This window comes from Bartonella sp. CR84HXZ (genome assembly GCF_042194535.1).
Classification (GTDB): Bacteria; Pseudomonadota; Alphaproteobacteria; order Rhizobiales; family Rhizobiaceae; genus Bartonella; species Bartonella grahamii.
Window position 1 is genome coordinate 1 of record NZ_JBHIMY010000001.1, and the last position, 24,547, is coordinate 24,547.

Annotated in this window: 25 protein-coding genes and 1 pseudogene; 12 read left to right on the top strand and 14 right to left on the bottom strand. The window is 37.9% G+C overall.

The genetic code is table 11. The features are described 5' to 3' along the window. Positions 1-9: 9 nt before the first annotated feature. The 6 genes and pseudogenes from ACFIKD_RS00005 to ACFIKD_RS09810 all read left to right on the top strand — a co-directional run bounded on the left by ACFIKD_RS00005 (position 10) and on the right by ACFIKD_RS09810 (position 5,796). Positions 10-153 (top strand): TrwH protein, encoded by a 144-nt coding sequence (locus tag ACFIKD_RS00005; RefSeq protein WP_375647001.1) that lies wholly within the window; start codon positions 10-12, stop codon positions 151-153. Continuing rightward, entirely contained in the window at positions 150-851 is a 702-nt protein-coding gene (locus tag ACFIKD_RS00010) for a virB8 family protein (RefSeq protein ID WP_375635290.1), read from the top strand. The genes ACFIKD_RS00005 and ACFIKD_RS00010 overlap by 4 nt, the downstream gene beginning before the upstream one ends. A 13-nt stretch (positions 852-864) precedes the next feature. Continuing rightward, positions 865-1,671 (top strand): P-type conjugative transfer protein VirB9, encoded by an 807-nt coding sequence (virB9, locus tag ACFIKD_RS00015; protein WP_375635291.1) that lies wholly within the window; start codon positions 865-867, stop codon positions 1,669-1,671. Further along, on the top strand, positions 1,671-2,828 hold the full coding sequence (gene virB10 / locus ACFIKD_RS00020; RefSeq protein WP_375644411.1) for a type IV secretion system protein VirB10: 1,158 nt from the start codon (positions 1,671-1,673) through the stop codon (positions 2,826-2,828). The genes virB9 and virB10 overlap by 1 nt, the downstream gene beginning before the upstream one ends. Beyond that, entirely contained in the window at positions 2,803-3,864 is a 1,062-nt protein-coding gene (virB11, locus tag ACFIKD_RS00025; RefSeq protein ID WP_375635292.1) for a P-type DNA transfer ATPase VirB11, read from the top strand. The genes virB10 and virB11 overlap by 26 nt, the downstream gene beginning before the upstream one ends. A gap of 945 nt (positions 3,865-4,809) precedes the next feature. Continuing rightward, a pseudogene (locus tag ACFIKD_RS09810) lies at positions 4,810-5,796 on the top strand (integrase). 1,360 nt (positions 5,797-7,156) lie between these two features. On the opposite strand, the gene ACFIKD_RS00035 reads toward ACFIKD_RS09810, so the two are convergent. The 7 genes from ACFIKD_RS00035 to rimM form a co-directional block, all read right to left on the bottom strand. Continuing rightward, a complete protein-coding gene (locus tag ACFIKD_RS00035) occupies positions 7,157-7,936 on the bottom strand; it encodes a succinate dehydrogenase iron-sulfur subunit (protein WP_375644314.1) in 780 nt (259 codons plus the stop codon). Positions 7,937-7,951: 15 nt separating this feature from the next. Then, entirely contained in the window at positions 7,952-9,796 is a 1,845-nt protein-coding gene (gene sdhA, locus ACFIKD_RS00040; RefSeq protein WP_375635294.1) for a succinate dehydrogenase flavoprotein subunit, read from the bottom strand. Between the two features lie 6 nt (positions 9,797-9,802). Next, the gene (gene sdhD, locus ACFIKD_RS00045; RefSeq protein WP_375646889.1) at positions 9,803-10,189 is read right to left on the bottom strand and encodes a succinate dehydrogenase, hydrophobic membrane anchor protein; all 387 of its coding nucleotides are present in this window, start codon (positions 10,187-10,189) and stop codon (positions 9,803-9,805) included. A gap of 18 nt (positions 10,190-10,207) precedes the next feature. Beyond that, a complete protein-coding gene (gene sdhC / locus ACFIKD_RS00050; protein WP_015857037.1) occupies positions 10,208-10,609 on the bottom strand; it encodes a succinate dehydrogenase, cytochrome b556 subunit in 402 nt (133 codons plus the stop codon). Positions 10,610-11,082: 473 nt separating this feature from the next. Then, positions 11,083-11,523: a 50S ribosomal protein L19 gene (gene rplS, locus ACFIKD_RS00055; protein WP_375635295.1), complete on the bottom strand. Its 441-nt coding sequence runs from the start codon at positions 11,521-11,523 to the stop codon at positions 11,083-11,085. Positions 11,524-11,732: 209 nt separating this feature from the next. Beyond that, the gene (gene trmD, locus ACFIKD_RS00060) at positions 11,733-12,431 is read right to left on the bottom strand and encodes a tRNA (guanosine(37)-N1)-methyltransferase TrmD (RefSeq protein ID WP_375647002.1); all 699 of its coding nucleotides are present in this window, start codon (positions 12,429-12,431) and stop codon (positions 11,733-11,735) included. 284 nt (positions 12,432-12,715) lie between these two features. Next, a complete protein-coding gene (gene rimM / locus ACFIKD_RS00065) occupies positions 12,716-13,273 on the bottom strand; it encodes a ribosome maturation factor RimM (protein ID WP_375646891.1) in 558 nt (185 codons plus the stop codon). A gap of 132 nt (positions 13,274-13,405) precedes the next feature. On the opposite strand from rimM, the gene ACFIKD_RS00070 reads away from it, so the two are divergent. Then, entirely contained in the window at positions 13,406-14,227 is an 822-nt protein-coding gene (locus ACFIKD_RS00070) for a SapC family protein (protein ID WP_015857041.1), read from the top strand. 3 nt (positions 14,228-14,230) lie between these two features. After that, positions 14,231-15,199 (top strand): tyrosine recombinase XerC, encoded by a 969-nt coding sequence (locus ACFIKD_RS00075; RefSeq protein ID WP_375646892.1) that lies wholly within the window; start codon positions 14,231-14,233, stop codon positions 15,197-15,199. A 20-nt stretch (positions 15,200-15,219) separates the two neighbouring features. On the opposite strand, the gene ACFIKD_RS00080 is transcribed toward ACFIKD_RS00075, so the two are convergent. Further along, the gene (locus tag ACFIKD_RS00080) at positions 15,220-15,492 is read right to left on the bottom strand and encodes a BolA family protein (RefSeq protein WP_375635298.1); all 273 of its coding nucleotides are present in this window, start codon (positions 15,490-15,492) and stop codon (positions 15,220-15,222) included. A 124-nt stretch (positions 15,493-15,616) separates the two neighbouring features. Here ACFIKD_RS00080 and ACFIKD_RS00085 point away from each other — a divergent pair, with 124 nt between their 5' ends. From ACFIKD_RS00085 to cobT, 3 genes are all read left to right on the top strand, one after another. After that, on the top strand, positions 15,617-16,237 hold the full coding sequence (locus ACFIKD_RS00085) for a J domain-containing protein (protein ID WP_375635299.1): 621 nt from the start codon (positions 15,617-15,619) through the stop codon (positions 16,235-16,237). A 198-nt stretch (positions 16,238-16,435) separates the two neighbouring features. Further along, complete coding sequence (cobS, locus tag ACFIKD_RS00090; protein WP_375646893.1) at positions 16,436-17,416, top strand: cobaltochelatase subunit CobS; 981 nt, start codon at positions 16,436-16,438, stop codon at positions 17,414-17,416. A gap of 14 nt (positions 17,417-17,430) precedes the next feature. Continuing rightward, entirely contained in the window at positions 17,431-19,326 is a 1,896-nt protein-coding gene (cobT, locus tag ACFIKD_RS00095) for a cobaltochelatase subunit CobT (protein WP_375644316.1), read from the top strand. A gap of 50 nt (positions 19,327-19,376) precedes the next feature. Here the strand turns inward: cobT and ACFIKD_RS00100 are convergent, their stop codons facing one another. The 6 genes from ACFIKD_RS00100 to rpmB form a co-directional block, all read right to left on the bottom strand. After that, positions 19,377-19,913, bottom strand: coding sequence for a HaeIII family restriction endonuclease (locus tag ACFIKD_RS00100; protein WP_375644317.1), 537 nt, complete (start codon positions 19,911-19,913; stop codon positions 19,377-19,379). Continuing rightward, the gene (locus ACFIKD_RS00105) at positions 19,900-20,112 is read right to left on the bottom strand and encodes a HaeIII family restriction endonuclease (RefSeq protein ID WP_375635461.1); all 213 of its coding nucleotides are present in this window, start codon (positions 20,110-20,112) and stop codon (positions 19,900-19,902) included. The genes ACFIKD_RS00100 and ACFIKD_RS00105 overlap by 14 nt, the downstream gene beginning before the upstream one ends. A 271-nt stretch (positions 20,113-20,383) precedes the next feature. Continuing rightward, a complete protein-coding gene (locus ACFIKD_RS00110; protein ID WP_375644318.1) occupies positions 20,384-20,722 on the bottom strand; it encodes a DNA adenine methylase in 339 nt (112 codons plus the stop codon). Positions 20,723-21,175: 453 nt separating this feature from the next. Next, positions 21,176-21,355: a transposase gene (locus tag ACFIKD_RS00115; protein WP_375644412.1), complete on the bottom strand. Its 180-nt coding sequence runs from the start codon at positions 21,353-21,355 to the stop codon at positions 21,176-21,178. A gap of 337 nt (positions 21,356-21,692) precedes the next feature. Beyond that, the gene (locus ACFIKD_RS00120) at positions 21,693-22,376 is read right to left on the bottom strand and encodes a VUT family protein (protein ID WP_375644319.1); all 684 of its coding nucleotides are present in this window, start codon (positions 22,374-22,376) and stop codon (positions 21,693-21,695) included. Positions 22,377-22,494: 118 nt separating this feature from the next. Further along, positions 22,495-22,812, bottom strand: coding sequence for a 50S ribosomal protein L28 (gene rpmB, locus ACFIKD_RS00125; protein ID WP_015857048.1), 318 nt, complete (start codon positions 22,810-22,812; stop codon positions 22,495-22,497). A gap of 297 nt (positions 22,813-23,109) precedes the next feature. Here rpmB and ACFIKD_RS00130 point away from each other — a divergent pair, with 297 nt between their 5' ends. Continuing rightward, positions 23,110-23,892 carry an SURF1 family protein gene (locus ACFIKD_RS00130; RefSeq protein WP_375635306.1) on the top strand — a complete coding sequence of 261 codons (783 nt, stop codon included), beginning with the start codon at positions 23,110-23,112 and terminating at the stop codon, positions 23,890-23,892. The last annotated feature ends 655 nt before the right edge of the window (positions 23,893-24,547 follow it).

The following is a 24,547-nucleotide window of genomic DNA, read 5'->3' on the forward strand; positions in this document are numbered from 1 at the left end:
CATATTAAAATGAAAAATATCATTCTTGTAATTTTGATTGCAAACATTTTATCGGCTTGTGTATTAGCACCAAAGCTCAAACAGCCCAATGATAGGAACCGTGTGCCTATTAATAAAACAATCCCTGCCGAAATTAAGCGAGGAGACAGATGAAAACAAAACAAGTAAAACCAGTGAAAGCCGAACAACTTAGCAGTTATTATGAAGAAAGCCGTGGCTTAGAACGTGATCTTATTAATGAATTTATAAGATCGCGCAGAACGGCATGGCGTGTAGCGAGTACTGTTGGTCTTTTTGGCTTATTCGGTATGATATGTGGAGTCGTTGGGTTTTCTCAACCAGCTCCAACTCCCTTAGTATTGCGCGTTGATAACACGACGGGTGCAGTTGATGTTATCTCAGTCATGCGTGAACACAAAGAAAGCTATGGTGAAGTTGTAGATAGATATTGGCTAAACCAATATGTGCTTAACCGCGAAAATTACGACTACGATACGATTCAACTGAACTATGACACAACAGCACTTTTAAGTGCGGCATCTGTTCAACAAGAATATTATAAAATCTATGATGGAGAAAATGCACGGGACAAAGTGCTTTCCAATAAAGCACGTATCACAGTCAAAGTACGATCAATCCAGCTTAATGGACTCGGTCAAGCAACTGTACGTTTTACGACTCAGCAACTTGACAGCAGCGGTGCTACTACCGGACCAAAACAGCACCAGATTGCAACAATTGGTTACACCTATGTCAGTGCACCCATGAAATCATCTGATCGATTGCTTAACCCCCTTGGTTTTCAAATAACAAGTTACCGTTCTGACCCAGAAATACTGTTAAATGATTAAGGAATTGATTGTTATGAAAAAACTTGCGTTCGTTGTTCTATTGTCTTCGTTTTCTTCTCTTTATACGGTACCTGTGCAGGCGCTCAAAAGTCCATCAAATTCACAATATGATCACCGCATTCGCTATATAACATATAACGAAGCCGATGTGGTTCAAATTGAAACAGTTCTTGGTGTGGCAACACATATTATTCTTGAAGAAGGTGAACAGTATATCACTCATGCCTTTGGCGATTCAGAAGCCTATGCCTTTGCTCATAAAGGGCGGCATATTTTTATTAAACCAAAAGCAGAACTTGCCAATACCAATCTCATCGTTGTAACTGACAAACGGAGTTACAAATTCCGACTACAGTTTCGAAATGACCGTGCAGGATCAACATATGAATTAGCTTTCCATTATCCCGATTCAAATGATGAAAAGTCAGAAGAAAACAACCGACGCCTTGCGATTGAACGTGGTTTTCACCAAAGCGTCAAAGGCTATAATCTCAGTTATACTATGAGCGGTCATCAAGATATTGCTCCGATAAATGCTTGGGACAATGGGCGTATTACTTACTTCAAATTTCCCGCTAACATGGATATGCCATCGATTTATGTCGTAGATGCTGAAGGCAATGAAAGCTTAATACCACGCACCGTTATCGGCAGTTCTAATGATATTATCGCCGTTCATAAGGTCAATCCTAAATGGCTCATACGACTTGGTAAACGCGCTCTAGCTGTTTTTAATGAAGCCTATGACCCCAATGGCGTACCAAACACAACAGGGACAGTATCTTCGGTGGTTTATCGTATCAATAAAGGAGGAAAATGATGTTTGATAATAAGGAAGGAGAGGGAAAAGGTACAAAACTGGATAACGTCGAGCAAAAACATATTGAAGGTACTTATGGAGGGTCGGAACTAGGTTCTGAACGTCGTCCGACAATTCCAGGTACCCGTGCATTGTTAGTGGTAGGACTTATTGTCATAGTAACGATACCGATTGCCTTGACTTGGAAAGCTTTTAAAATGCGTAATACCGTGGAAGTTGAGGAAGAAAAACCACAACAAATAGTACAGCAAATTATACCAAACTATGTCCCTCGGATTATAGAAGAGCCGAAGATTGTAGAAGAAGCAGAAAAATCAGCACAAATAGAAGATTCAAACCTGGATATTCCACCGGCTTTGAGTAAGCTTCTTCAAACAGCCATTCCTCCACATATGCTCCAAGATTCTGAAGAATTAGCACGCAAACGTATGCTCAGTTCTAGCCTTAACAGCGGTGGTAGCGAAGGATCTACAGATACAAATAATAAAGCATCGAATAATGATAGAGGTAGTGGCGTATTATTTGATAACCTTCAGCCCGTACGTTTAGGTCAATCACATGCGGTGCAACTTCGTAACCGTGACTTTTTGATTACGCAAGGAACACAAATAGATTGCACGTTAGAAACAAAGATCATTACATCACAACCCGGAATGACGACCTGTCATTTAACACGCGATATTTATTCCACAAGTGGTCGTGTTGTTTTGCTTGACCGTGGTTCTAAAGTCGTTGGTTTTTACCAAAGTGGCATACAACAAGGACAAACGCGTGTGTTTGTGCAATGGTTACGCATCGAAACGCCTTCTGGTGTTGTTGTCAATCTTGACTCACCCGGCACAGGTCCTCTGGGTGAAGCGGGTATTGGTGGCTGGGTTGATAGACACTTTTGGGAGAGATTTGGTGGTGCAATTATGGTAAGCATAATCGGTGATTTAGGAGAATGGGTAAAAGGAAATGTTAGTAAAATCAGCAAAAAAAATAAAGAAAACTCACAAAATAAAGGTGCTCAGGATCCTGAATCTATAGCAATCGATGTTCTTCAAAATTCCATCAATATCACACCAACACTTTACAAAAACCAAGGCGAACGAGTAAATATTTTTGTTGCTCGTGATCTGGATTTCAGCGATGTCTACAGTCTTGTCACACGTTAACCCAATACAGAAAGATCAAGCAGTTTTTCAGCTTCTACAACCGCTTGATTGTTTCTTAGAAGATCCCTCGATCACTGAATTATCGATTTGCCGCCCCTGTGAAGTATGGACGAAAAGCTTTAAGGGTTGGCAAGTACATAGCGTACCAGAGTTAACAACCACTTTTTTGCAAACGCTCATTACAGCTATTATCGTTTATAACGGTATGGCTCCCAAAAGTATTAATTATGTGCTATTGCCTGGTGGACAACGTGGTACAATTATACAAACGCCAGCTGTCGTTGATGGTGCTCTTTCCTTTGTAATTCGTAAACATTCTCTTATAGTTAAGACGTTAGAAGAACTCAAAGAAGAAGGTGCATTTGATGATTTCTCCGACGTAAGTTTTAACAAACCTTCGCAAAAAGAAGCAAATAACTTGTTATCGAAGCAGGACTTCACACGGTTGGAGCCATTTGAAGTTCAACTTTTGCAACATAAACGTGATGGAAAAATTCTTGACTTTTTACAAGAATGCGTCTTTCACAAACGCAACATTATTATTGCAGGTAAGACAGGATCTGGTAAAACAACATTTGCTCGCTCTTTAATTGAAAAGGTCCCTGTAGAGGAGCGTATTATCACAATTGAAGATGTTCATGAGCTTTTTCTACCCAATCATCCCAATCATGTACATATGATTTATGGTAATAATGTAGGCCGTGTTTCAGCTGAAGAATGCCTAGATGCGTGTATGCGTCAGTCGCCCGACCGAATTTTTCTCGCTGAATTGCGAGGTAATGAAGCATGGGAATATCTCAATTCACTCAACACTGGTCATCCCGGATCGATTACAACAACGCATGCCAACAGCGCTTTGCAGACATTTGAACGATGTGCCACCTTGATTAAAAGATCAGAAGTTGGCCGGCAACTCGAGTTAGAAATGATAAAAATCGTTCTCTATACAACAGTTGACGTAGTGTTGTTCTTTAGAGATAGAAAACTCTCTGAAGTCTTTTACGACCCGATTTTTGCTAAATCAAAAATTGCTTAAGGGGAGCTTCCTCTCTCGGTAATATGATGCAAACAAAAAATAGCCGTAACTAATTGTTACGGCTATTTTTTAACTTTCCCTATTTTCTTTGCTTCTCCAATGCATTTTCTACACTCTTCATGAATAAAAGAAGAAAAAAGTTAATAGACAACAACTTTATGAGAAAACCAAATTATACATAAGGCTCTCTCTATTTTCTTACCTTTGATCATTTTTTCCATTTATCTTTTGAAACGATATGTTTGATGCAAAAAGAAATAGCTATAAAATAAATATTTCAACAAAAGAAAAGAATAAATTTTGATTCACCTATCAATGAAAGCTTCGTAAAATGGGTACTTTCGATCATCACAAATAATTATCGTCATCAAGACCAAAACTTATCGTTTAAAATTCTAAGTGCTATTTTCAAGTGATTAATAAATATGTTTTTTAACCAAACAATCTCCAGATACGGAAAACCTCATACGAAATAAACTATCATTTCGATTTAGCATCTATAAACCACATTCTATTTGGTAATAAAAAGTATAGTGGCATATCAACGTCTTCTTCGGACGAAGAAAGATTCTTAACCTCCGACTGTTCGTAAACAACCAAATTTCTCTTAAGCAAGCTTTGCTAACCATATCACGTGTCTTATGTCCCCATCCTAAAGACGATATCCATAGATTACACAAGGTAAGCTCTACTCTGAATATTCCTGCTCTCTTCTCTGCGCCTCAAAAAACGAAAATTCCTAAAAGCACAGATCTAAAATCCCACTTCTTAAGATGCATCACATTGATTTATAAAGGGTGTTCATTATTTTGCATGTTGGATAAAAGATCTTAGTACCGTAGGATTCTCTCATTTCATGTCTCTTGCACATTACAAGCGAATAAAGCCGTGTAGAATGAAACTGTATAAAAAAGCACTAAAAATGCCTCTTATAAACCGTCCCAAATGCCAAAAACTGTCGCAACATTGGGAGTTGGAAAAGTGTCTAATGGCACCCAGCTTGCTCTTTTATGAAGTGTAAAGATGGAGATGCTCTATAAATTTTATATTATTCATCGGAACTTTACCATTATACCATCCACGAGCACTATCGCGAAATGAGCTTGGGAACCTTAAAGAAAGGTTTCTTTAAAACAAGCGTGTAAATTGACAAGCCAAGCGTATTTGGTTTGAGGCGTTCTGTTTTGCATAAGGGTTGTGATCTTTTTAAAGAACGAGAGAAACAAAAGCGTAAAGCAATGCGTAATCTCTATCATTTAAAAGACATTACTCTAGGCGCTTTTGAAAGTCATAAAACTGAACTAAAAATGACTGAAAAAAGGAAACTGGTTTGCACCTTTACAGCTTCATATTCCCCCTAAATTAGGAGACTGTGTACCGGTTTCAGAGATTACGCCAACAGAGAGATAAGTAATACTCTCAACTCCCATCTGATAGGTAAAAGCTACAACAGCAAAAGCTCTTTTAGAAAAACAACGCCATAAAGTCATTAATAAACCGGCAATGAATTGGAAAAATATTCCAGATTTTTATCAAACACTCTGCAAAGCAACAATAATGATACAACTGGCTTTGCGTCTGCTTATTCTTACAGGTACTCGTACCCATCTCTTGCATCAATTCGTGAAGATCAGATTGAAGAGGATATATGGACAATTCTTGGCTCGAGAATATGAAAGGTCTGCGTGATACTACAGGAGATTTCGCGTGCCCTTATGATCAGACGCATTAAAAATTTTAAAACAAGCACGCTTGTTTTTTCGCAATGATTTCTTTTTTCTGTAACCGGTCGTGCTCCTTATTAAAATGAATTTTCTATCACAATATATAAGAGAGATTAGGTTAAAAACCTGTCCACGTAGATTTCGCTCTAGTTTACGTAATTGGCTAACAGACTCCACCTACCACACCTTAAAGGACGAAGCCTCTTAACACGCAACTAACCTGCAAACAATCCACCCCTCGCCTAGCAGATTTCACCTTCTAACTACTTTAATTACCACATACTAAACACGATAGTGTTTTATGGCACAACAGAATAAATACCAAAAAAATGACTGATTATACCGTTAATTCTTGGAAACCTCTCTTTCATGTTAAGAAATATCTTTTATGCTGAAAAATAAAATAAAAAACACTTTTACTGCTTAAACAACTTTCTTAAGCATACATACAAGAAAAAATGAAATATAAATAAAACCTAAACCTAGAAATCTCTATTTTTATAGATAAAAACATATAAAATCAAAACCTACGAAACTCATCAAAATACAACATGTTTTCTTTGATGATTGAATTCATTCAACTCAAACAAACCTATAAAGATTCCTTATTCCACATTAGCAACACGTGTTCTTAAAATTCTTACTACCGTTTTCTAAATTTTTAGAAAAACCTGTAAATTTGCTATTTTTTTCAAACGTCTTATCTGCTCTTTAATGAATTTAAATCTATGACGTTACAATAGTTTTAAATTACTTCCCCCTTAACTGTATGATCTATCTCTACAATAGATAGGGATTTTACGTTCTCGATTTTTTGAAAACTATAAATTTTGTTTTTTAATGCGATTAACAATCCAATCTTTAAAATAAAAAATATGACCTTTAAATATATATAATGATATTATCAAAAATTCCTAATCCCTGAATATTAGCAATGTTTTCAATATTATAATAAACGTATCGTAAAATGACGAACTGTCATAATGATCACTCCTTTGTATTTCATATGAATAATTTACATGCGTTATAATATCTGTATCAGCATTTATTTTTTGTGCTATGTTTATACAGAGTTATCTTTTTTATAAAAAATGATTAATTGAATCTGTATTAAAGTGCAAATTCTGATACGAATTTAATAAAAATAAAAACACATGGCATATTGATTTTATTGTTTTTACATAGAACACTATTTAAAATATAGTTTACCCGAAAGACTAATGACTTTTTAAAGGCAATAATAACTGTGGTAACCGCCTCATAAAAGCCAATAAATTTTTAGAGATCAAACCTCAATAGGCGCAAAAAACACGTACAATTTTCTGTTTTTCTTTTTACTGTTCGTTAATCTGTCAATTTTCAAAGTAATATTCAACTATGAGTTTTCTGCTCAGCGATTGCAAGGATTGCTTCTACAAGGATTGCTCAATTTTTAGAGATTACTTCGCTTTTAGAATGATTATAGCTACTACGTCTTCATAAGCAGCCGACCCTCTTTTGGAGATTTAATTGCTAAAAGGAGATACAATTTTCTACCTTGCTCTTTATTTTCATCAATCAGTAAATTTTCAAATGCGGCGTTCAACCATGAGTTTTTTAATTTCAGCAATCGCTTTCGCTGGATTTAATCCCTTTGGACAAGTTTGCGCACAATTCATAATCGTATGGCAACGATAAAGGCGGAAAGGATCTTCTAAATTATCAAGACGTTCACCACACATCTCATCACGTGAATCCGCAATCCAGCGATAAGCTTGAAGCAAAACAGCGGGGCCCAAATAACGATCACCGTTCCACCAATAACTTGGACATGAAGTCTGACAACACGCACACAAAATACACTCATAAAGGCCATCGATTTTTTGGCGATCGGAGTGACTTTGTAACCATTCTTTCGCAGGTTCAGGAGAAACTGTTTGCAACCAAGGCTCAATGACTCGATGTTGCGCATAAAAGCGCTTCAAGTCAGGAACCAAATCTTTAACAACCGGCATGGAAGGCAAAGGATAGACTTTAATGGGGTGTTTTACATCATCCATCCCTTTGGTACAAGCCAATGTATTGATTCCATCAATATTCATCGCACATGAACCACAGATGCCTTCACGGCAAGATCGACGAAGTGTCAAAGTTGGATCAATATGGTTTTTAATAAACAAAAGCCCATCAAGAATCATTGGACCACAAGCAGAACGATCTACGTAATAAGTATCCAGACGAGGATTATTCTCATCATCTGGTGACCAACGGTAAACATGAAATTCTGTCAGCTCTGTCGCACCTTCAGGTTTAGGCCAAACCTTCCCCGGTTTGACTTGAGAGTTTTTGGGAAGCTTAATTTGTACCATAATTCGTGTCTCCCCTTAATAAACCCGTTTTTTAGGTGCAATGCGCTTTAAATCGATCCCACCATCAGCTTCAGATGTTAACGGGTCCACATGGACAGGTCGATATGATAACGTCACCTTACCCTCTTTTGACAAATGTGAAAGCGTATGTTTACGCCAGTTTTTATCATCACGCTCTGGATAATCTTCACGAGCATGAGCGCCACGGCTTTCTAAACGAGCTTGTGCAGAATGAACAGTCACAATTGCATTCGCCATGAGATTTTCAAGCTCTAATGTTTCAACCAAATCAGAATTCCATATCAGAGAACGATCTGTAACTTTGAGGTCAGACAATTCCCCCCAGATTTTATTCATCCGTTGACATCCTTGTTGCAAAGAATCTTCTGTACGGAATACTGCCGCATCTTCTTGCATTGTGCGTTGCATTTTTTCACGCAATAGAGCTGTTGGTATCGCCCCTTGTGCAAAACGTAAACGATCAAAACGCGCTATAATTTCGTCAACAGCTTCTTCATTGATGGGTGGAATTTCTGCATTCCGATCAATAACTTCGCCCGCGCGAATGGCAGCAGCACGACCAAACACCACAAGATCAATTAATGAATTTGACCCCAAGCGATTAGCCCCATGAACAGAAGCACATCCTGCTTCTCCTACCGCCATCAGCCCTGGTTGAATACGATCAGGCGAATCAGCCGTCGGATTGAGAACTTCTCCGTAGTAATTGGTAGGAATCCCACCCATATTATAATGAACCGTTGGCAAGATGGGGATAGGCTCTTTTGTTACATCTACACCTGCAAAAATCCGTGCTGATTCCGAAATTCCCGGTAAACGCTCGTGCAAGATTGCAGGATCAATATGGTTGAGAACCAAATGAATATGGTCCTTCTTAGGTCCAACGCCACGTCCTTCACGAATTTCAAGTGTGATACAACGCGAAACCAAGTCACGTGAAGCTAAATCCTTAAAGGAAGGTGCATAGCGCTCCATAAAGCGTTCACCTTCAGAATTGATTAAATAGCCTCCTTCACCACGAGCTCCTTCTGTAATTAAGCAGCCAGAACCGTAAATCCCTGTCGGATGGAATTGCACAAATTCCATATCCTGAAGTGGCAATCCAGCGCGTGCGACCATTCCACCACCATCACCCGTACAGGTATGCGCCGATGTCGCAGAAAAATAAGCCCGTCCATAACCACCGGTTGCAAGAACAACCATTTTGGCAGAAAAACGATGTATTGTACCATCATCGAGATCCCATGCCACAACCCCCGTACAAACCCCATCCGTCATGATAAGATCGAGTGCAAAATATTCAATAAAAAATTGCGCATTATGCTTTAAGCTTTGTCCATAAAGCGTATGCAAAATGGCATGGCCTGTACGGTCAGCTGCTGCACAAGTACGCTGAACAGGTGGACCTTCACCAAATTGTGTCGTATGTCCACCAAAAGGACGTTGATAAATTTTGCCTTCTTGCGTCCGCGAAAAAGGAACGCCATAATGTTCTAATTCGTAGACAGCAGCAGGTGCATTACGCACCAAATACTCCATTGCATCGGTATCACCCAACCAATCAGAACCTTTCACGGTATCATATAAATGCCACTGCCAATTGTCAGGTCCCATATTTGAAAGCGATGCAGCAATCCCCCCTTGTGCGGCAACCGTGTGTGAGCGAGTTGGAAAAACCTTCGTAATACAAGCTGTCTTTAATCCTTGTTCCGCCATACCAAGTGTTGCACGTAATCCTGCACCACCTGCCCCAACAACAACAACATCAAATTTATGATCTACAGTGCGATAAGGGGCGTTACCTGCTCTAGCGCCCAGAGATGATCCTGTACCCGCCATACTTGTTTAACCCCCTAATGCAATTTTCAAAAGAGAAAAAATAATGACACCACCTACGAGAAAACAAAATGAAATATTCAACGTCAAAAAGAATATCCGGAAACCTTCACGTGGAATATAATCTTCAATCACCACCTGCATACCAAGTTTCATATGATAAAGGACTGAAAAAGTCATTAATCCCATCAAAATAGCCACAACAGGATGTGCAAGCCGTGCACGCACAATACTATAATCCTTGCCTACAAGCGAAAGAATAAGAACAATAAAAAATATCAAAAGCGGCAGATTGACAAGCCCAGTCAAACGCTGTAGCCAAAAATGCTCTGTTCCTTCATGAGCACTCCCATGCCCCCGTACTTTTCCAAGTTCCGTTCGAAAATCTTTTTTCATATCTCTTTTCACCCCCAGCTAAACAACGCTATATCCAATAATCCAAATTACAAAAGTAACAATAAGAGAGATAAACACTGTCGCCCAAGCAGTAACTGTTGCCTTTTCTTTTGCCAAAAGGCAAGGCATCATATCCCAAACAATGTGGCGAATACCACCAACCATGTGATGAACCCCTGCCAAAGTATAAAGAAACAAGATACACAATCCAAACCAAGAACTATAAATCTCGTGAACCGTTCTGAATGTCTCCTCCCCACAAGCAATAGCAATTAACCAAACAGCAAGAAAGACCATTCCAACATAAAGTGCCATACCTGTAACGCGATGCGCAATGGACATAGCCATAGTAATTGTCCAACGATAAATACTTATATGAGGGGAACGAGGGCGCTCTTTTATCCTAGTTGTTTCTGTCATAAAATATCCTGACCTGGTTTTTACTTCAACCGCAATGAACGAGAAAGTCCGCATAAAACGACTAAATATATTATCTCGTTTTTACTTGTTTGGCATCTCAAGATACCAATATTACAGGTCGGTTGTCTCAAATAACGGATTAAAGGTCACGCATAAAAAAAACCGATTACTCCACGGATATAATCCGCAAAACTCGCCTTAATCTAATACAATTTTATCTTCACGTCAAAGGTCTAACATCTTTTCTCAAATATAAATAGGCATTTTTTCAGATTAAACTTATCTTTTTGAGTATCCACGATATATGCAATGATATCTAAATTCACCCGTTATTAAGAATAAAAAGAGGCAAAAATTGATAGATTAAACATTTTTATGTCCCCTCCAAGCCTTTTAAAAGACAAAACGAATCACAAAAGACACAAAAAGCGACTTTTATGCCGCTTTTGCATAAAGTTTAGCCTATATAATCTTTACTCAGCAACTTGCTTTTCAACATCTGTGCTTACAGCTGCTGCTTCTACTTTCTCAACAACCTTTTCAGCTTTTTTCCGATAATCTCTCTTTTCAGCGATACGCGCAGCTTTACCTCTCAAACCACGAAGATAATAGAGTTTTGCACGGCGCACTTTACCACGGCGCACCAGCTCAACACCTTCAATCAACGGAGAATAAACAGGAAACACCCGTTCCACCCCTTCACCATAAGAAATCTTGCGTACTGTAAAGGTCTCATTCAACCCACCGCCTGAACGCGCAATACAAACACCTTCGTAAGCCTGAACACGCGTCCGCGTACCTTCCGTCACACGCACCATGACACGGACTGTATCTCCTGGCTGAAAGGCTGGAAATTGGCGCTTTTCTTCAATTTTTGCACATTGTTCAGCTTCAAGTTGTGCGATAATATTCATTTCTTTTATCCTTCATGTTCTTTATCGAACAGTCAGAGCGCTCAACTCTTACCAAAAAAGCCTTTATTAAGAATAAGGAGCTCTTTAGGCTATGCCTTACACAGGAGCGAATACACCATTCCTTCATTTAATTTTGGAACTACAGAAAACCTTTTATAAAAAAACTCTCTAAAAAGAGAGCCATGCAATACACCACCTTATCATATGAATCAAGTTTTCTGATGATTTTTATCATAACGCGCATAAAGATCAGGACGACGTTGACGTGTTAACAATTCGGCTTGACTTTGACGCCAATCTGCGATCGCTTTGTGATGACCTGAGAGCAACACAGGCGGAATACCCCGCCCTTCGAAAAGGGAAGGACGTGTATATTGCGGATGTTCCAGCAAGCCATTTTCAAAACTTTCACTCTTCGCAGAAGCTGCATTCCCCATCACTCCAGGCAAAAGACGTATAATAGCATCTAAGATAACCAATGCAGCTGTTTCACCCCCTGAAAGAATATAATCACCTATAGAGACTTCTTCTAATTCTCGTGCTTCTATGACTCGCTCATCAACCCCTTCAAAACGTCCACAAACTAACGTTACACCCGTATCACGAGCCAAGCTATGCGCATAAGCTTGGTCAAAAGGGCGCCCACGTGGACTCATCAACAATCTTGGCGAATCCTGTGGACAAAAATCAAGAGCAGACGCCAATACATCCGCCCGCATTACCATACCAGCCCCCCCACCAGCAGGTGTATCATCAACGCTATGGTGTTTGTCCAAAGCAAAATCCCTAATCTGTACCGTCTCCAGTGACCAAATTCCGCGCTCCAAAGCTTGCCCTGCTAAAGAATACCCTAAAAAACCAGGAAACATTTCAGGATAAAGGGTTAAAACGCGCGCCTGAAACTTCATTTTATTTCTCATCCTTATTTTCTTAAACAGACTCTTAATAGCAAAAATAGCACAAACAAGACTTTTAACGCTATAGCGTTAATCTGAATCTCCTTGATCTGCATCATATTCAATACGATCCTTCTAAATACTTGCACTAAAAAAAGACTCTAAAAACTCAGAACTATCTCAAGATAAAGTGTTTACAATATCTACTCAAAAGTGCATTTTTAATATTTTCACACTCTCCACTTTTCATTGACGAAATTCATCGGTTATTTTTACCTTCATCTTTATTTTTAGATTCAAGCTATTTCCTTTTTATCATTGTCTCCCCCATCACTTAAACCAGCTGCCATGGGATCAACAACAAGAAAACCAGAATCCATACAAATTTCTGGTACCGCCACCTTACTAAAGGGAATAAGAACTCTTTTACCCGTATTCAAACGTATTTCAAGCAAATCACCAGCCCCGAAATTAAAGAAACCACACACTTCACCCACGACTTTTCCCCCAAAATCTTGAACACGCAAGCCTATTAAATCAACTTGATAAAACTCATCCTCATCCAGATCATCAATTAATTGATCACGCATCACATAAAGGCGAATACCTTTTAAAGACTCAGCAACATTACGATTTTCTACCCCTCTAAAACGTACAATCGCCTTATTTTTTTGTATACGAAGAGTTACAATTTCATAAGAACGCCCCATATCATCATAAAGAGTGCTGTAGGACTTGAAACGCTGTGGCTCAGCACTTAGAATTTTAACAAAAACATCTCCTTTTATACCATGAGGCATACCAATAATGGCAAGATAGACTTTATTTTTAAGCTTTTCTTTATTATACTTCATGCGAAAATATTATCTCTCAAAAATGAACCCTTCAATCTTATAGTTTTCTATTCAATCTTGTTGCCATATGAGACAATCTTCTAAAAGACCTTTCTTGGTAACAAAAAACAAATTAATAAAGGAGAAAGTCTTATGGCAAATATTATGCTATTTTACAAAGATATCACACCAATCAACAAAGTTTCCCATAAAAATCTAAAATTTGCTCCTCCAAGTGATATGTCTTTTGCCAAGGATACTCACTGGGTTCCTTTAGCAAGTACTGAATATTTTCAAGCAGCACTAGACTATCCCATTTTATTTATGTGCGCCGAAGATGAACAAAAAAAACGGCACTACACATCCGCGGCTCTTGTAGGTCTTTCTAATGACGAAAATGACTATATCGCTTCTGATAAAAGTTGGAAAACCAATACTTATGTCCCTGCTTTTGTCCGTCGCTATCCTTTTGTTCTAGCACAAATTAGCAATGAAAAAGAACTTTCTGTTTGCTTTGATCAACAGTCAGGTATGTTTAATGAAGTTGCAGGAACAGAACTTTTTAATTCCGACGGCTCTATTTCTCCTTTTATGGAAGAACGTATTCGTTTTCTTGAAAGTTTTAAAATCGCTATGGAGAAAACCTCTGAGTTTATTGATGCTCTTGTGGAAATGGATCTTCTAAGCCAGAAATCTATCAATGTGAAAAACGATAAAGGACTCTCAGCGCAATTGGAACATTTTTGGGTTGTTGATGAAGAAAAATTGAATAAATTATCAGCAAGCCAACTTGCCAAGCTTCATAAAAATGGCTTTTTAGGATTAATTTTTGCGCATTTGATGTCAACGCACAATCTCTTAAAAATACTCTCTCTCAAAGGTGAAAAGCAACTTATCAATCGTGAAGAGCAACCCCAAAACAAGAATGGTCATTCTAACGATGAAAAATCTAAAAAGAAAGAAACTCTCAACTAGATAATGCCTATCAAAAACGACAAGAGAAAAGATAAAAATATTCCTCTCATTCCAGCAGACCATGCAATTTTAAACGCAAGGAAAAATTGGTTAGAGTGTCTCGTCCAAGCACGTCGTATGTCAGCACAAACAGTGCAAGCCTATGAACGTGATACGCGGCAATTTTTGTCTTTTCTCTGTCAACACTTAAGCCATACACCAACCCTTACAGATCTTGCTCATTTACGCATCAGTGACTTGCGTGCTTATCTTGCTTATCGGCGTACAAACAATGTAAGTGCTCGCTCTTTAAGCCGCGGAGTGGCAGGCATACGTTCTTTTTTCAAGTACCTATCACGTGAAGGAATCGTCAATGTTCCCGCGGCTCAACTTATCCGAAGCCCCAAACACCCAAAATCACTCCCAAAACCTTTAGCGATCAAATCAGCACTTCACATAGTCAAACAAGAAAACCAGCTAGAAAATGAACCTTGGATTAGCGCTCGTAATGCGGCTGTCCTCATGCTTCTCTATGGCTGTGGAATGCGAATATCAGAAGCCTTAAGCCTCACACCAGAACAATTTTCTGATCCTGAAAAAACAAGTTTATTTATAACAGGAAAAGGCGGCAAAACACGCCTTGTTCCTCTCATCAAAATTGTTTACGAAGCTGTACAAAATTATCTCAAATGTTGCCCATATCCTTTAGTGGATAACCAACCCATATTTCGCGGGGCACGAGGCGGACCCCTACAGCCCGCCATTATTCAGAAAACTGTACGCAACTTACGAGCAAGCCTTGGTTTACCAGAAACTGCAACGCCTCACACACTGCGCCATTCTTTTGCCACCCATCTTTTATCACGGGGAGGAGATTTACGCACGATTCAAGAACTTCTTGGGCACGCTAGTCTTTCCACCACACAAATCTATACCCATGTCGATACAGACCATTTGTTAGAAATTTATCAAAAGGCCCATCCCCGTTCCTAAAAAACGTCTCATCAAAAAAATTAGAGTGTTTCAACCTCAAGTGCCAAGGCATGGACACAAGTAGCTAACTCTTTTTGTAAAACTTTATAAATCGCTCGATGTATTTCTACGCGTGTCATATTGGAAAAAGAAGAAGATAAAATTTTCACTCGAAAATGTGTTTCTCCTTTACCATCAAAAGCATGTTCATTGTGAGGATGCCCCTCATGAAGATGACTTTCGTTAATCACTTCAAGCTTTTGCGGATGAAAAGCATCCTGAAGCTTTCTCTTGATTATTGTTTCTATAAACATTTTTCATTCCTCAAACAAAATGAACGTGCAAAAATACACCTTTTTCATAATAAAATAAGTGTGAAAACAAATTTTTCAAAAGTCAATTCTTGTAAAATTAATCAATTTTGCATAAACCAAGAGTATGACAATAACATCTAAATTATTCGATTCAATTCGCATAAGCTCAAATAAAAAACAAAAAGCTGAGCCAGAAGCGCAGCAGTGTCAGTGGGAAGGTTGTGAAAAAACAGGGTCCCATAAAGCACCAGCAGGTCGAAATCACGAAGGACAATATTTATATTTTTGTATTGAACACGTACGCGCCTATAATAAAAATTTTAATTACTTCTCTGGTCTTAGCAATAAAGATATCGCAAAATTTCAAAAGGATGCTCTCACAGGACATCGTCCGACATGGCCTACAGATCTGAGCAATGGTACATCGAAAAAAACAGCCGCTAATTATGCAAAGATTCGCTCTGGAACAGCTGCCTATCAAAATCGCATGCGCGATCCCTTCACGCTTTTTACTGAGCGGCATTCAACCAATAATTTCTCACGAAAATTAAAGCCCTTAGAAGCAAAAGCTTTTGATACACTGGGACTACAGGCAAACGCTTCAGCAGAAGACATCAAAATGAAATATAAAGAGTTGGTAAAAAAGCACCATCCTGATTCCAATGGTGGTAATCGTGCTTCAGAAGAGCGCTTTCGTGATGTTTTACATGCTTATAATTTGCTAAAAAAATCTGGTTTGTGCTAAAAACATGTACTTATATGAGCCTATTTTCATTTAGACCATCATTATTTGCGCAAGATATTATTTTTTTGCAAAACATTATAGAATACGTAAAAATCTTCCTTCACATCTAAGGCTTTCATTATAGAGCATTGCATAAATGCTCTAACTCTTGTATCGTTTTCTAATGAATAAATAGCGTCCCTCCCTTCTAAAAACACAATGACAAATCTTACCGTTGAAAATTTGCCCGATATTACACTTTGTGCTCGCGATCTATTTCATATTGAAACAGATATGGAAATCCCTGCTTTTAGCAAAAAAAGTTCCCATGTTCCTGATATCGATCCTGATTATCTTTTTGATCAGCAAACAACTTTAGCGATTCTCGCAGGTTTTACCTTTAACCGTCGTGTAATGGTTTCTGGCTATCACGGTACAGGGAAATCAACGCATATTGAACAAATTGCCGCACGTCTCAACTGGCCTTGTCTTCGCATTAATCTCGATAGTCATGTAAGTCGTATCGATCTTGTAGGAAAAGACGCTATCGTTTTAAAAGATGGTTTACAAATCACTGAATTTAAAGAAGGCATTTTGCCATGGGCTTATCAAAATAATATTGCTCTTGTTTTCGACGAATATGACGCGGGGCGTCCCGATGTTATGTTTGTCATCCAACGCGTTCTTGAAACTTCTGGAAAACTAAGCTTACTTGATCAAAGCCGTGTCATCTCTCCACATCCAGCCTTTCGTCTTTTTGCAACAGCAAACACCATTGGTCTTGGTGATACAACCGGTCTCTATCATGGTACCCAACAGATCAATCAAGCTCAAATGGACCGCTGGTCTATTGTTACGATACTCAATTATTTACCCCATGATAAAGAGGTTGATATCATTTGTTCAAAGGTCAAATCTTTTCAAACGGCTGAGGGGAAAAAGACAATTTCACAAATGGTTTATGTTGCTGATATGGTACGCCAATCTTTTATCAATGGAGATCTTTCAACTGTCATGAGTCCACGTACCGTTATTACTTGGGCAGAAAATACAACAATTTTTCAAGATGTCGGCTTTGCCTTCCGATTAACCTTTCTCAATAAATGTGATGAACTCGAACGTGCCACTGTTGCAGAATTTTATCAACGCGCCTTTGGACAAGAGCTTCCCGAATCACTCATTCATGGTGTTTCGCCTTAAGGAATTTGTCACTCATGGCTACCAATATTGGCGACAACAAAAATCCGGTAAAGGACTCTTCCAACAACACTCTTAATGCTGAAGCTTTTAAAAAAGCACTTTCCACCTGTATGCGTGCAATTGCAGGCACAAACAACCTTGAAGTTTCCTTCAGTCATAACCGACCATCTTTAAGCGAAAGTTGTGCACGTTTACCAGAATTACCTCAATACGCAACGAATAAAGACATCACCATTACTCGCGGATTAGGTGATTCCATGGCTCTACGCAAAGCATGGCATGATAACCGTATTCACATGCAATTTGCTCCACTAGAATCAGAAGCACGTGCTGTCTTTGATGCCCTCGAACAAACACGTGTTGAAGCAATTGGCACTTTAGCCATGGAGGGACTTGCAAAAAATCTTGATATCATGCTCGCCGATAAATACAAAAGAGCCCATTATCATAAAATTAGCAACCAAAGTGAAGCCCCCATCCAAGAAGCGATTGCACTTTTATTACGTGAAAAAGTAACAAAGCGCACAGCTCCAAGAGAAGCAGGTCCTGTCTTAGAATTGTGGCGTCAAGAACTCGAACAAAAAGCAGCGGCAGAACTCAATGAGCTCCCACATCATATTTACAACCAACAAGCTTTTGCACAGATTGTTCGCCAAATGCTTGTTACACTCAAAATGACAGTGCAACAAGCTGAAGCTTCTAACAGTAAAAACAATAAAAAATTAAAAAACGAATGTGCACCTCAAGACCAAGCAGAAGAAGAGAGTAAAAACAAAAAACACGCTCAAAGTGAAGAACAAACCAGCACTGAACAAGAAAGTGATGTGCAAGACGACGGAAAAACACAAGCGACACAATCAAACAACAATGATCAAGCTGACGGCGAGCAAAAAAATGGACCTTGGCAAGAAAAGCCGAGCAGACCCAAACACCTTTTTTCCGATTCGGAACAAATGGAAAGACTTGGCAATTATAAAATCTTCACCCATCAATTTGATGAAATTTTGGAAGCAACAGATTTTTGTTCTGAAAACGAGTTAGATCACTTACGCCGTTATCTTGATAAGCAAATCAATCATCTTCAAAACATCGTTGGACGTTTAGCAAACCGTCTCCAGCGCCGCTTGATGGCGCAACAAAATCGCAACTGGAACTTTGACCTTGAAGAAGGATATCTTGATACAGCACGGCTTCCACGTCTAATTATTGACCCCATGCAACCCCTTTCTTTTAAAATGGAAAGCAACACCCAATTTCGGGACACGGTTGTTTCACTCCTCATTGATAATTCGGGCTCAATGCGCGGACGCCCCATTAGCGTTGCCGCAAGTTGTGCTGATATTTTGGCACAAACTCTTGAACGTTGTGGTGTCAAAGTTGAAATTTTAGGTTTTACCACTAAAACTTGGAAAGGAGGAAAATCGCGCGAACAATGGCTTACCCAAAACAAACTCCATAATCCTGGACGCCTTAATGATTTATGCCATATCATCTATAAAAGTGCTGATACCCCATGGCGTCGCGCACGACGCAATTTAGGTTTGATGATGCAAGAAGGATTATTAAAAGAAAATATCGACGGAGAAGCTTTAATTTGGGCTCATCAACGCCTTTTATCACGGCGTGAACAACGTCGCATCCTCATGGTCATTTCTGATGGTGCTCCTGTTGATGATTCGACACTATCGGTCAACGCCAGCAATTATCTAGAAAAACACTTACGCGCAGTGATTCAAGAAATTCAAACACATTCCCCCATCGAACTCATTGCCATTGGAATTGGTCATGATGTCACACGTTATTATCAGCGTGCTGTAACAATTATGAATGCTGAAGAACTTGCCGACGCCATAACAAAACAATTAGAAATACTTTTTAGTGATAAAATGCCTCATATTTATAAGAAATAAACCTGCCTTGAAACAGCCAACAATTACATTTTAAAAAGTTATCTCTATCATTAAACCATCGGAATTTGATGACTAACAACCTGAGAAGATAATCCCACAAATTGAATATCGAACTTTAAGGAAGCTTCTACTTTACTGGATGCATTATGAATCCTAAAAGAAATGCTCCAACCATCTTCAAAAATTATAATGAGTTTGTTTTTACTTTCTGGTTTTATTGCAACTGATAAAACTTTGCTTGGAATTTTCCATTTACGACCATATCCCAGAGTGCCATTCAAATTAAAAGACTGAATAATAACCCGTTTTTGTTTAGATCTTGTATCTATCATAATCTTATAAAAATCATAAGAACCTATAACATACTGAAACAATAGCTTCACAAATTTATCTTGATAATCTAAACAAAGCCTTTGAAGTTCTTTAGAAAAAGCTTCTAGGATTGGAAGATAAACTCTGCTGTCTTTATCCTCTATATCTCTAAAGAACGTCTTCTTATCTCTGAGCTCTGCTAAATAATCAAAAATAGGCCTAACTTCATTGAAATAAACGCTGCTACACGGGGTAACCTGTCTATTCTTTACCAAAATCTATTTTACCGGAAAGGTGAGGATGTTTGATAGCGCTATGATTATGTTTTGCAGAAATACCAATGTGATTTTCAGGAACTTTTAAAATAATATCACGGACATCTCCTTTGATCCCAACAAAATCTTCCTGAAGAACAATAGTTTTCGTGTTTCTAATATTTTTATCATGTAACTGTAAGAAAACAACTGCTTCAATAGAAGCAAGATTTAAAAGCTTTTTTCAGTATCATTAAATAAATTATAAAAAGACTCCGCTATTTGAAAGGACGAGTTAAACTCTATAGAAGCCTTTGTTGCTTTTTTAAAACCCATAGCAAAGCATATTCAAAGGCTTTTCCATTTTCTACCTGTTTCATGCAATTTCCTAAAGATCCTTACTCAAAATTACGAGTTCATTTGATTTTTTATTGTTTCCCATACCGTAAATCCATTCAGGATTAAGTATTATATGTCCTTTATAAGGTTCTCTAACTTCCAACACAATCATTATAAGATAAAACCCATCTGTGATGCTTTCTTAAAAGTTCAGCAAGAGATTGATGATCAAAAGAATTATGTTTATCGCCTTTTTGACCATAAAGTTTTTGATTAATAAGATATGGAGGATCACAATAAAGAAAATCGTTAAAGTGTTTAGGAATACTTTCTGTAAAATCTCTGTGTTCCACTGTGAAATTTTCAATCTTAAAATCTTTAAGCCGTTCAATAGAACGATACTTGAATCGAAGATGTCCTGGAGACATCCCGCCAGAAAGTGTTGTTCCTGAAAAAGAAGAGCGATTAAGAGTAAGAAAAAACGGCAGCAATTTCTAATTGATTTTTAATATTCCCAAAAGTTTTTTGGAGATTATAAAACATTACGGGAGTCATATCTTCATATTCTCTCACTTTTTCTGCAAGAGCTAAAGCATCTCTCTAAAGCATCTGCCAAAAAATAACAAGCGGCTTAAAAGCATCAGAAGCATAAACCTTTGTTCCTCTTTTTGCTAAGGTTAATTCAATTGAACCTCATCCTACAAAAGGAGAGCATAAAGTTTTTTGTTTCCTTATATAGTTATTAATAATCATAGGAACAGCACGACTTTTCCCTCCCAGATAACGAAGAGGTGATTTTACAATAGGCAACTCCCTAGTCTCTCTCTGTTTTTTCGAGGAAGTTAATACCAAATTATCCAATAAAGCCTTTGTATGATCTCTTTGATTTATCATTTTGTTCATATTATCAGCTCCAAGTATCACATTTTCTAACCTACAATTATCTAAAATAAATACTCGAAGCGTTTGCCAAATTCTACAGAGATCGCATTATAACGAATTGTAAATTCATTAACATATCTGCACAAACATTTGTTACTAAAATAATGATAAATAGCAGTATAGCCAAATTTTAAAACTGTCAAAAAGGACTTGATACCATTGGTATTTATTTTTCTATTTATATACTACCCAAATGTATATCGAAATGTTTTTTCCTATATAAGAACCAAGTTTCTTATAGCTCAAATAATCATAAGTAAGACATCAAAATTCTTAACAAGACATTTTTTGGCCTTTATAAGAGCTTTATTACCTGTTTTTAATACTGATAAGATGCTCTTATCTCATACTGAATCAGTCAAAAATATCTCCTTACACATCATAAGCATAGATGATGTATGGATAAATACAACTTGAGAAAAGAAGCAAAATCCCTTTTTTGAATCCACTCAAATTCTATTCTTAGAAGACATAACGCACAACCTTTTCTTCTTTAGCAAAACAAAAGGACAAAGATCATTATTTGTTACAAACAAAAGAAGAATCATCCTTTGAATGACTTTGATAAAGAGGAAGCTTTACAATATTAAGAATTGTTCCATAGGGAATCAACATAAACAGGCTCATAACAATTTTTACCGAAAAATCACCAAAAGCAAGCGAGAGCCAAACTGGCATGCCTACCCCTCCCAAAACAGTACTCTCCACCAGTGAACTATCAGCATAGCCTGTTATCTTATCAAGAACAGCAAAAGAGCTAGAAAAAGCAAGAGCAAAAAACAGTACTGTATCCAAAGCCGAACCAACCAACGCTGCTGCTAAAGGTGCTTTCCACCATGTTTTACGTCGCAAAGGAGTAAAAACAACAATATCAATGAGTTGCCCAAATAAAAATGCAAAACTAGAAGCAAGTGCAAGCCGTGGTGTCGCCAATATCCAAGAAACAAAGACACCCGCAAAAAAACCAGCGTAAACCACACGCCGCGCAGCAGATGGACCATAAAAACGATTGGTCAAATCATTGATCAGAAAAGCAAATGGATAGGTAAAAGCCCCATAAGTCAACAGCTCATTTAAATCAAACCAGTAGACAGGATATTGAACAAAAATATTAGAAGCAGTGACAGCAAGGCACATTGCTAAAATAGAAAAAACAATGTACCTCTTCTTTTGCTGTTCTCGTAAAGGACTGCTTGAGGGCATTTTTTTAACCTATGATACGGAACCAATAAAATTAAACGATCAACCTAAAAAAACTTAACTTCTAGAACAGAAAACCGGAATAAAAGCGTCAATAAACCAAAAAGAATGGCGCTAACAATTACGCTGCTTGTTCAGCCTTTTGCTCACCTTCTTGCTCAGCTTTTTTCTTAATGATTTGTCGTTTTAGCAAACGCGCACGTTGCGACAACTCTTTATCATCTGCTTTGACCAAAAAAGCATCAAGGCCACCACGATGCTCAACAGAACGCAATGCACTTGCTGAAATGCGCAAGCGATAACTTTGCTGTAACACTTCTGAAATCAATGTCACATTGCAAAGATTTGGTAAAAAACGACGCCGAGTCTTATTATTCGCATGGCTAACATTATTACCATACAGAACCGTCTTCCCTGTCAATTCACATGCACGAGACATAAACTTCACCCTTAAACTCTAAGAAACTTTCAAATCCCCACACCCAAAGGACACAATGAACGCAAAACACGCACAATGCAACCTTGAACGGGCATCATTAGGAAGTCTCTTTCTAATAGGGGGTCGACAACAAAAGGTCAAGTCTTTTATAAAACCTTTTTCATATCTTACTAGCTCATTCTTCATCTTTTTCCTCAACAAGGCGTGCAAATTCCACCAAAAAGCGTACAAAATGTTTTTTTTAAATACATACCATGTTAGAATGAAAACTTATTGTCCCGAAAGGAAGCATAAATCATGAGCAAAAAAGAGCCCCCCATGACAAAGCTTCAAGAAGATTCTTGCCGTTTTTCTTCTTTTTTGTTTGGGACTTTATGTATTTGTTTTTTTCTTCTCTTCAGTGCATTAGGTATATGGCAAGTACAACGGTTAAACTGGAAAACAAATCTCATCACCAGTGCCAATCAGCGCATTCATTTGCCCCCCATAAAAGCCCCCCCAAAAAATCAATGGTCAGATGTTACTTTTGAAAAAAACGAATATCAACCTGTTGTTACCACAGGAAAATTTTTAACAGATAAAAATATTTTAGTCACTGCTGCCGCTCAAAATACTACAGGCTATTGGGTTTTGACTCCTTTACAAACTGCTGATAATACACTGATCTTTATCAACCGTGGCTTTATCCCTATGGATGAACGTAACAATTTTCGAAACTCAGAGCAATCGCATACCAATGCCTCATCTCAGCGAAATTCTACCACGGACACAGAACAAACAACGATTATAGGTTTATTACGCATGAGTGAAAAAAATGGATTTTTCCCGCGTAAAAATAATCCTGATAAAAATTTATGGTATACACGCGATCTCCCCGCTATGGCACAAAAACTTGGCTTGTCCACTGTTGCCCCTTATTTCATTGATGCCAGCAAAACATCTCCACAAGCAAACCTTCCTGTCGTTGGTCTTACGATTGTACATTTTCGAAATAATCATCTCGTTTATGCAATCACGTGGTTTATTTTAGCTGCTGGTGTGTTAGGAGCTTTTCTTTTTCTGCTACGGCAAAAAAACTAAAAAAAGACCTCTTCCATCTCAAGTAACAAAAATTTTTAGAATCTTGGAAACTGATGAAGATAACAGAATCTACTAACTTGCGCCTTTGTTAAATAAAGATCATAGGCATACAATGGACTTTATACCATCCACAAAGGATTTACGCGATACTCTTCAAAAAACCATCATAAAACGAGGGCTTTAACAGGTTAATTCATTAAAAATTGTAATGCACAAAAATGTGAAGCAATGCATTATCTCCACTCTTAAAAAAATTCACTCTAAAACATTATCATAAACGCTTTTGAAAAACATACAGCCAAATTTAAAAATGATAGGAAAGATGAGCACTCATTGTTTGCCTTTATAATTTTATATTCTTGCTTCGTTAGGTTGTTTCCCATTTCAGAGATTACTCCAATTGATATACGCAATACTTTCGCCTTCATCTAGCATAAAAGCTAATATAGCAGAGAACATACGGATGCGTTTTTTGTTTCAAAACTGCTATGAAGATGAAATATTGAGTTATAAGCAACAAAAAAACATTTAATGTCTCAATGAGACTTTATACACCCACCACCACACCCCAAATGAGAGTATTTTTACAGGATAATAGAAAAAGGTGAGGCATCCCATATTCTAAAAAGACAGTTTATCCTTTCAGTGTATTTTG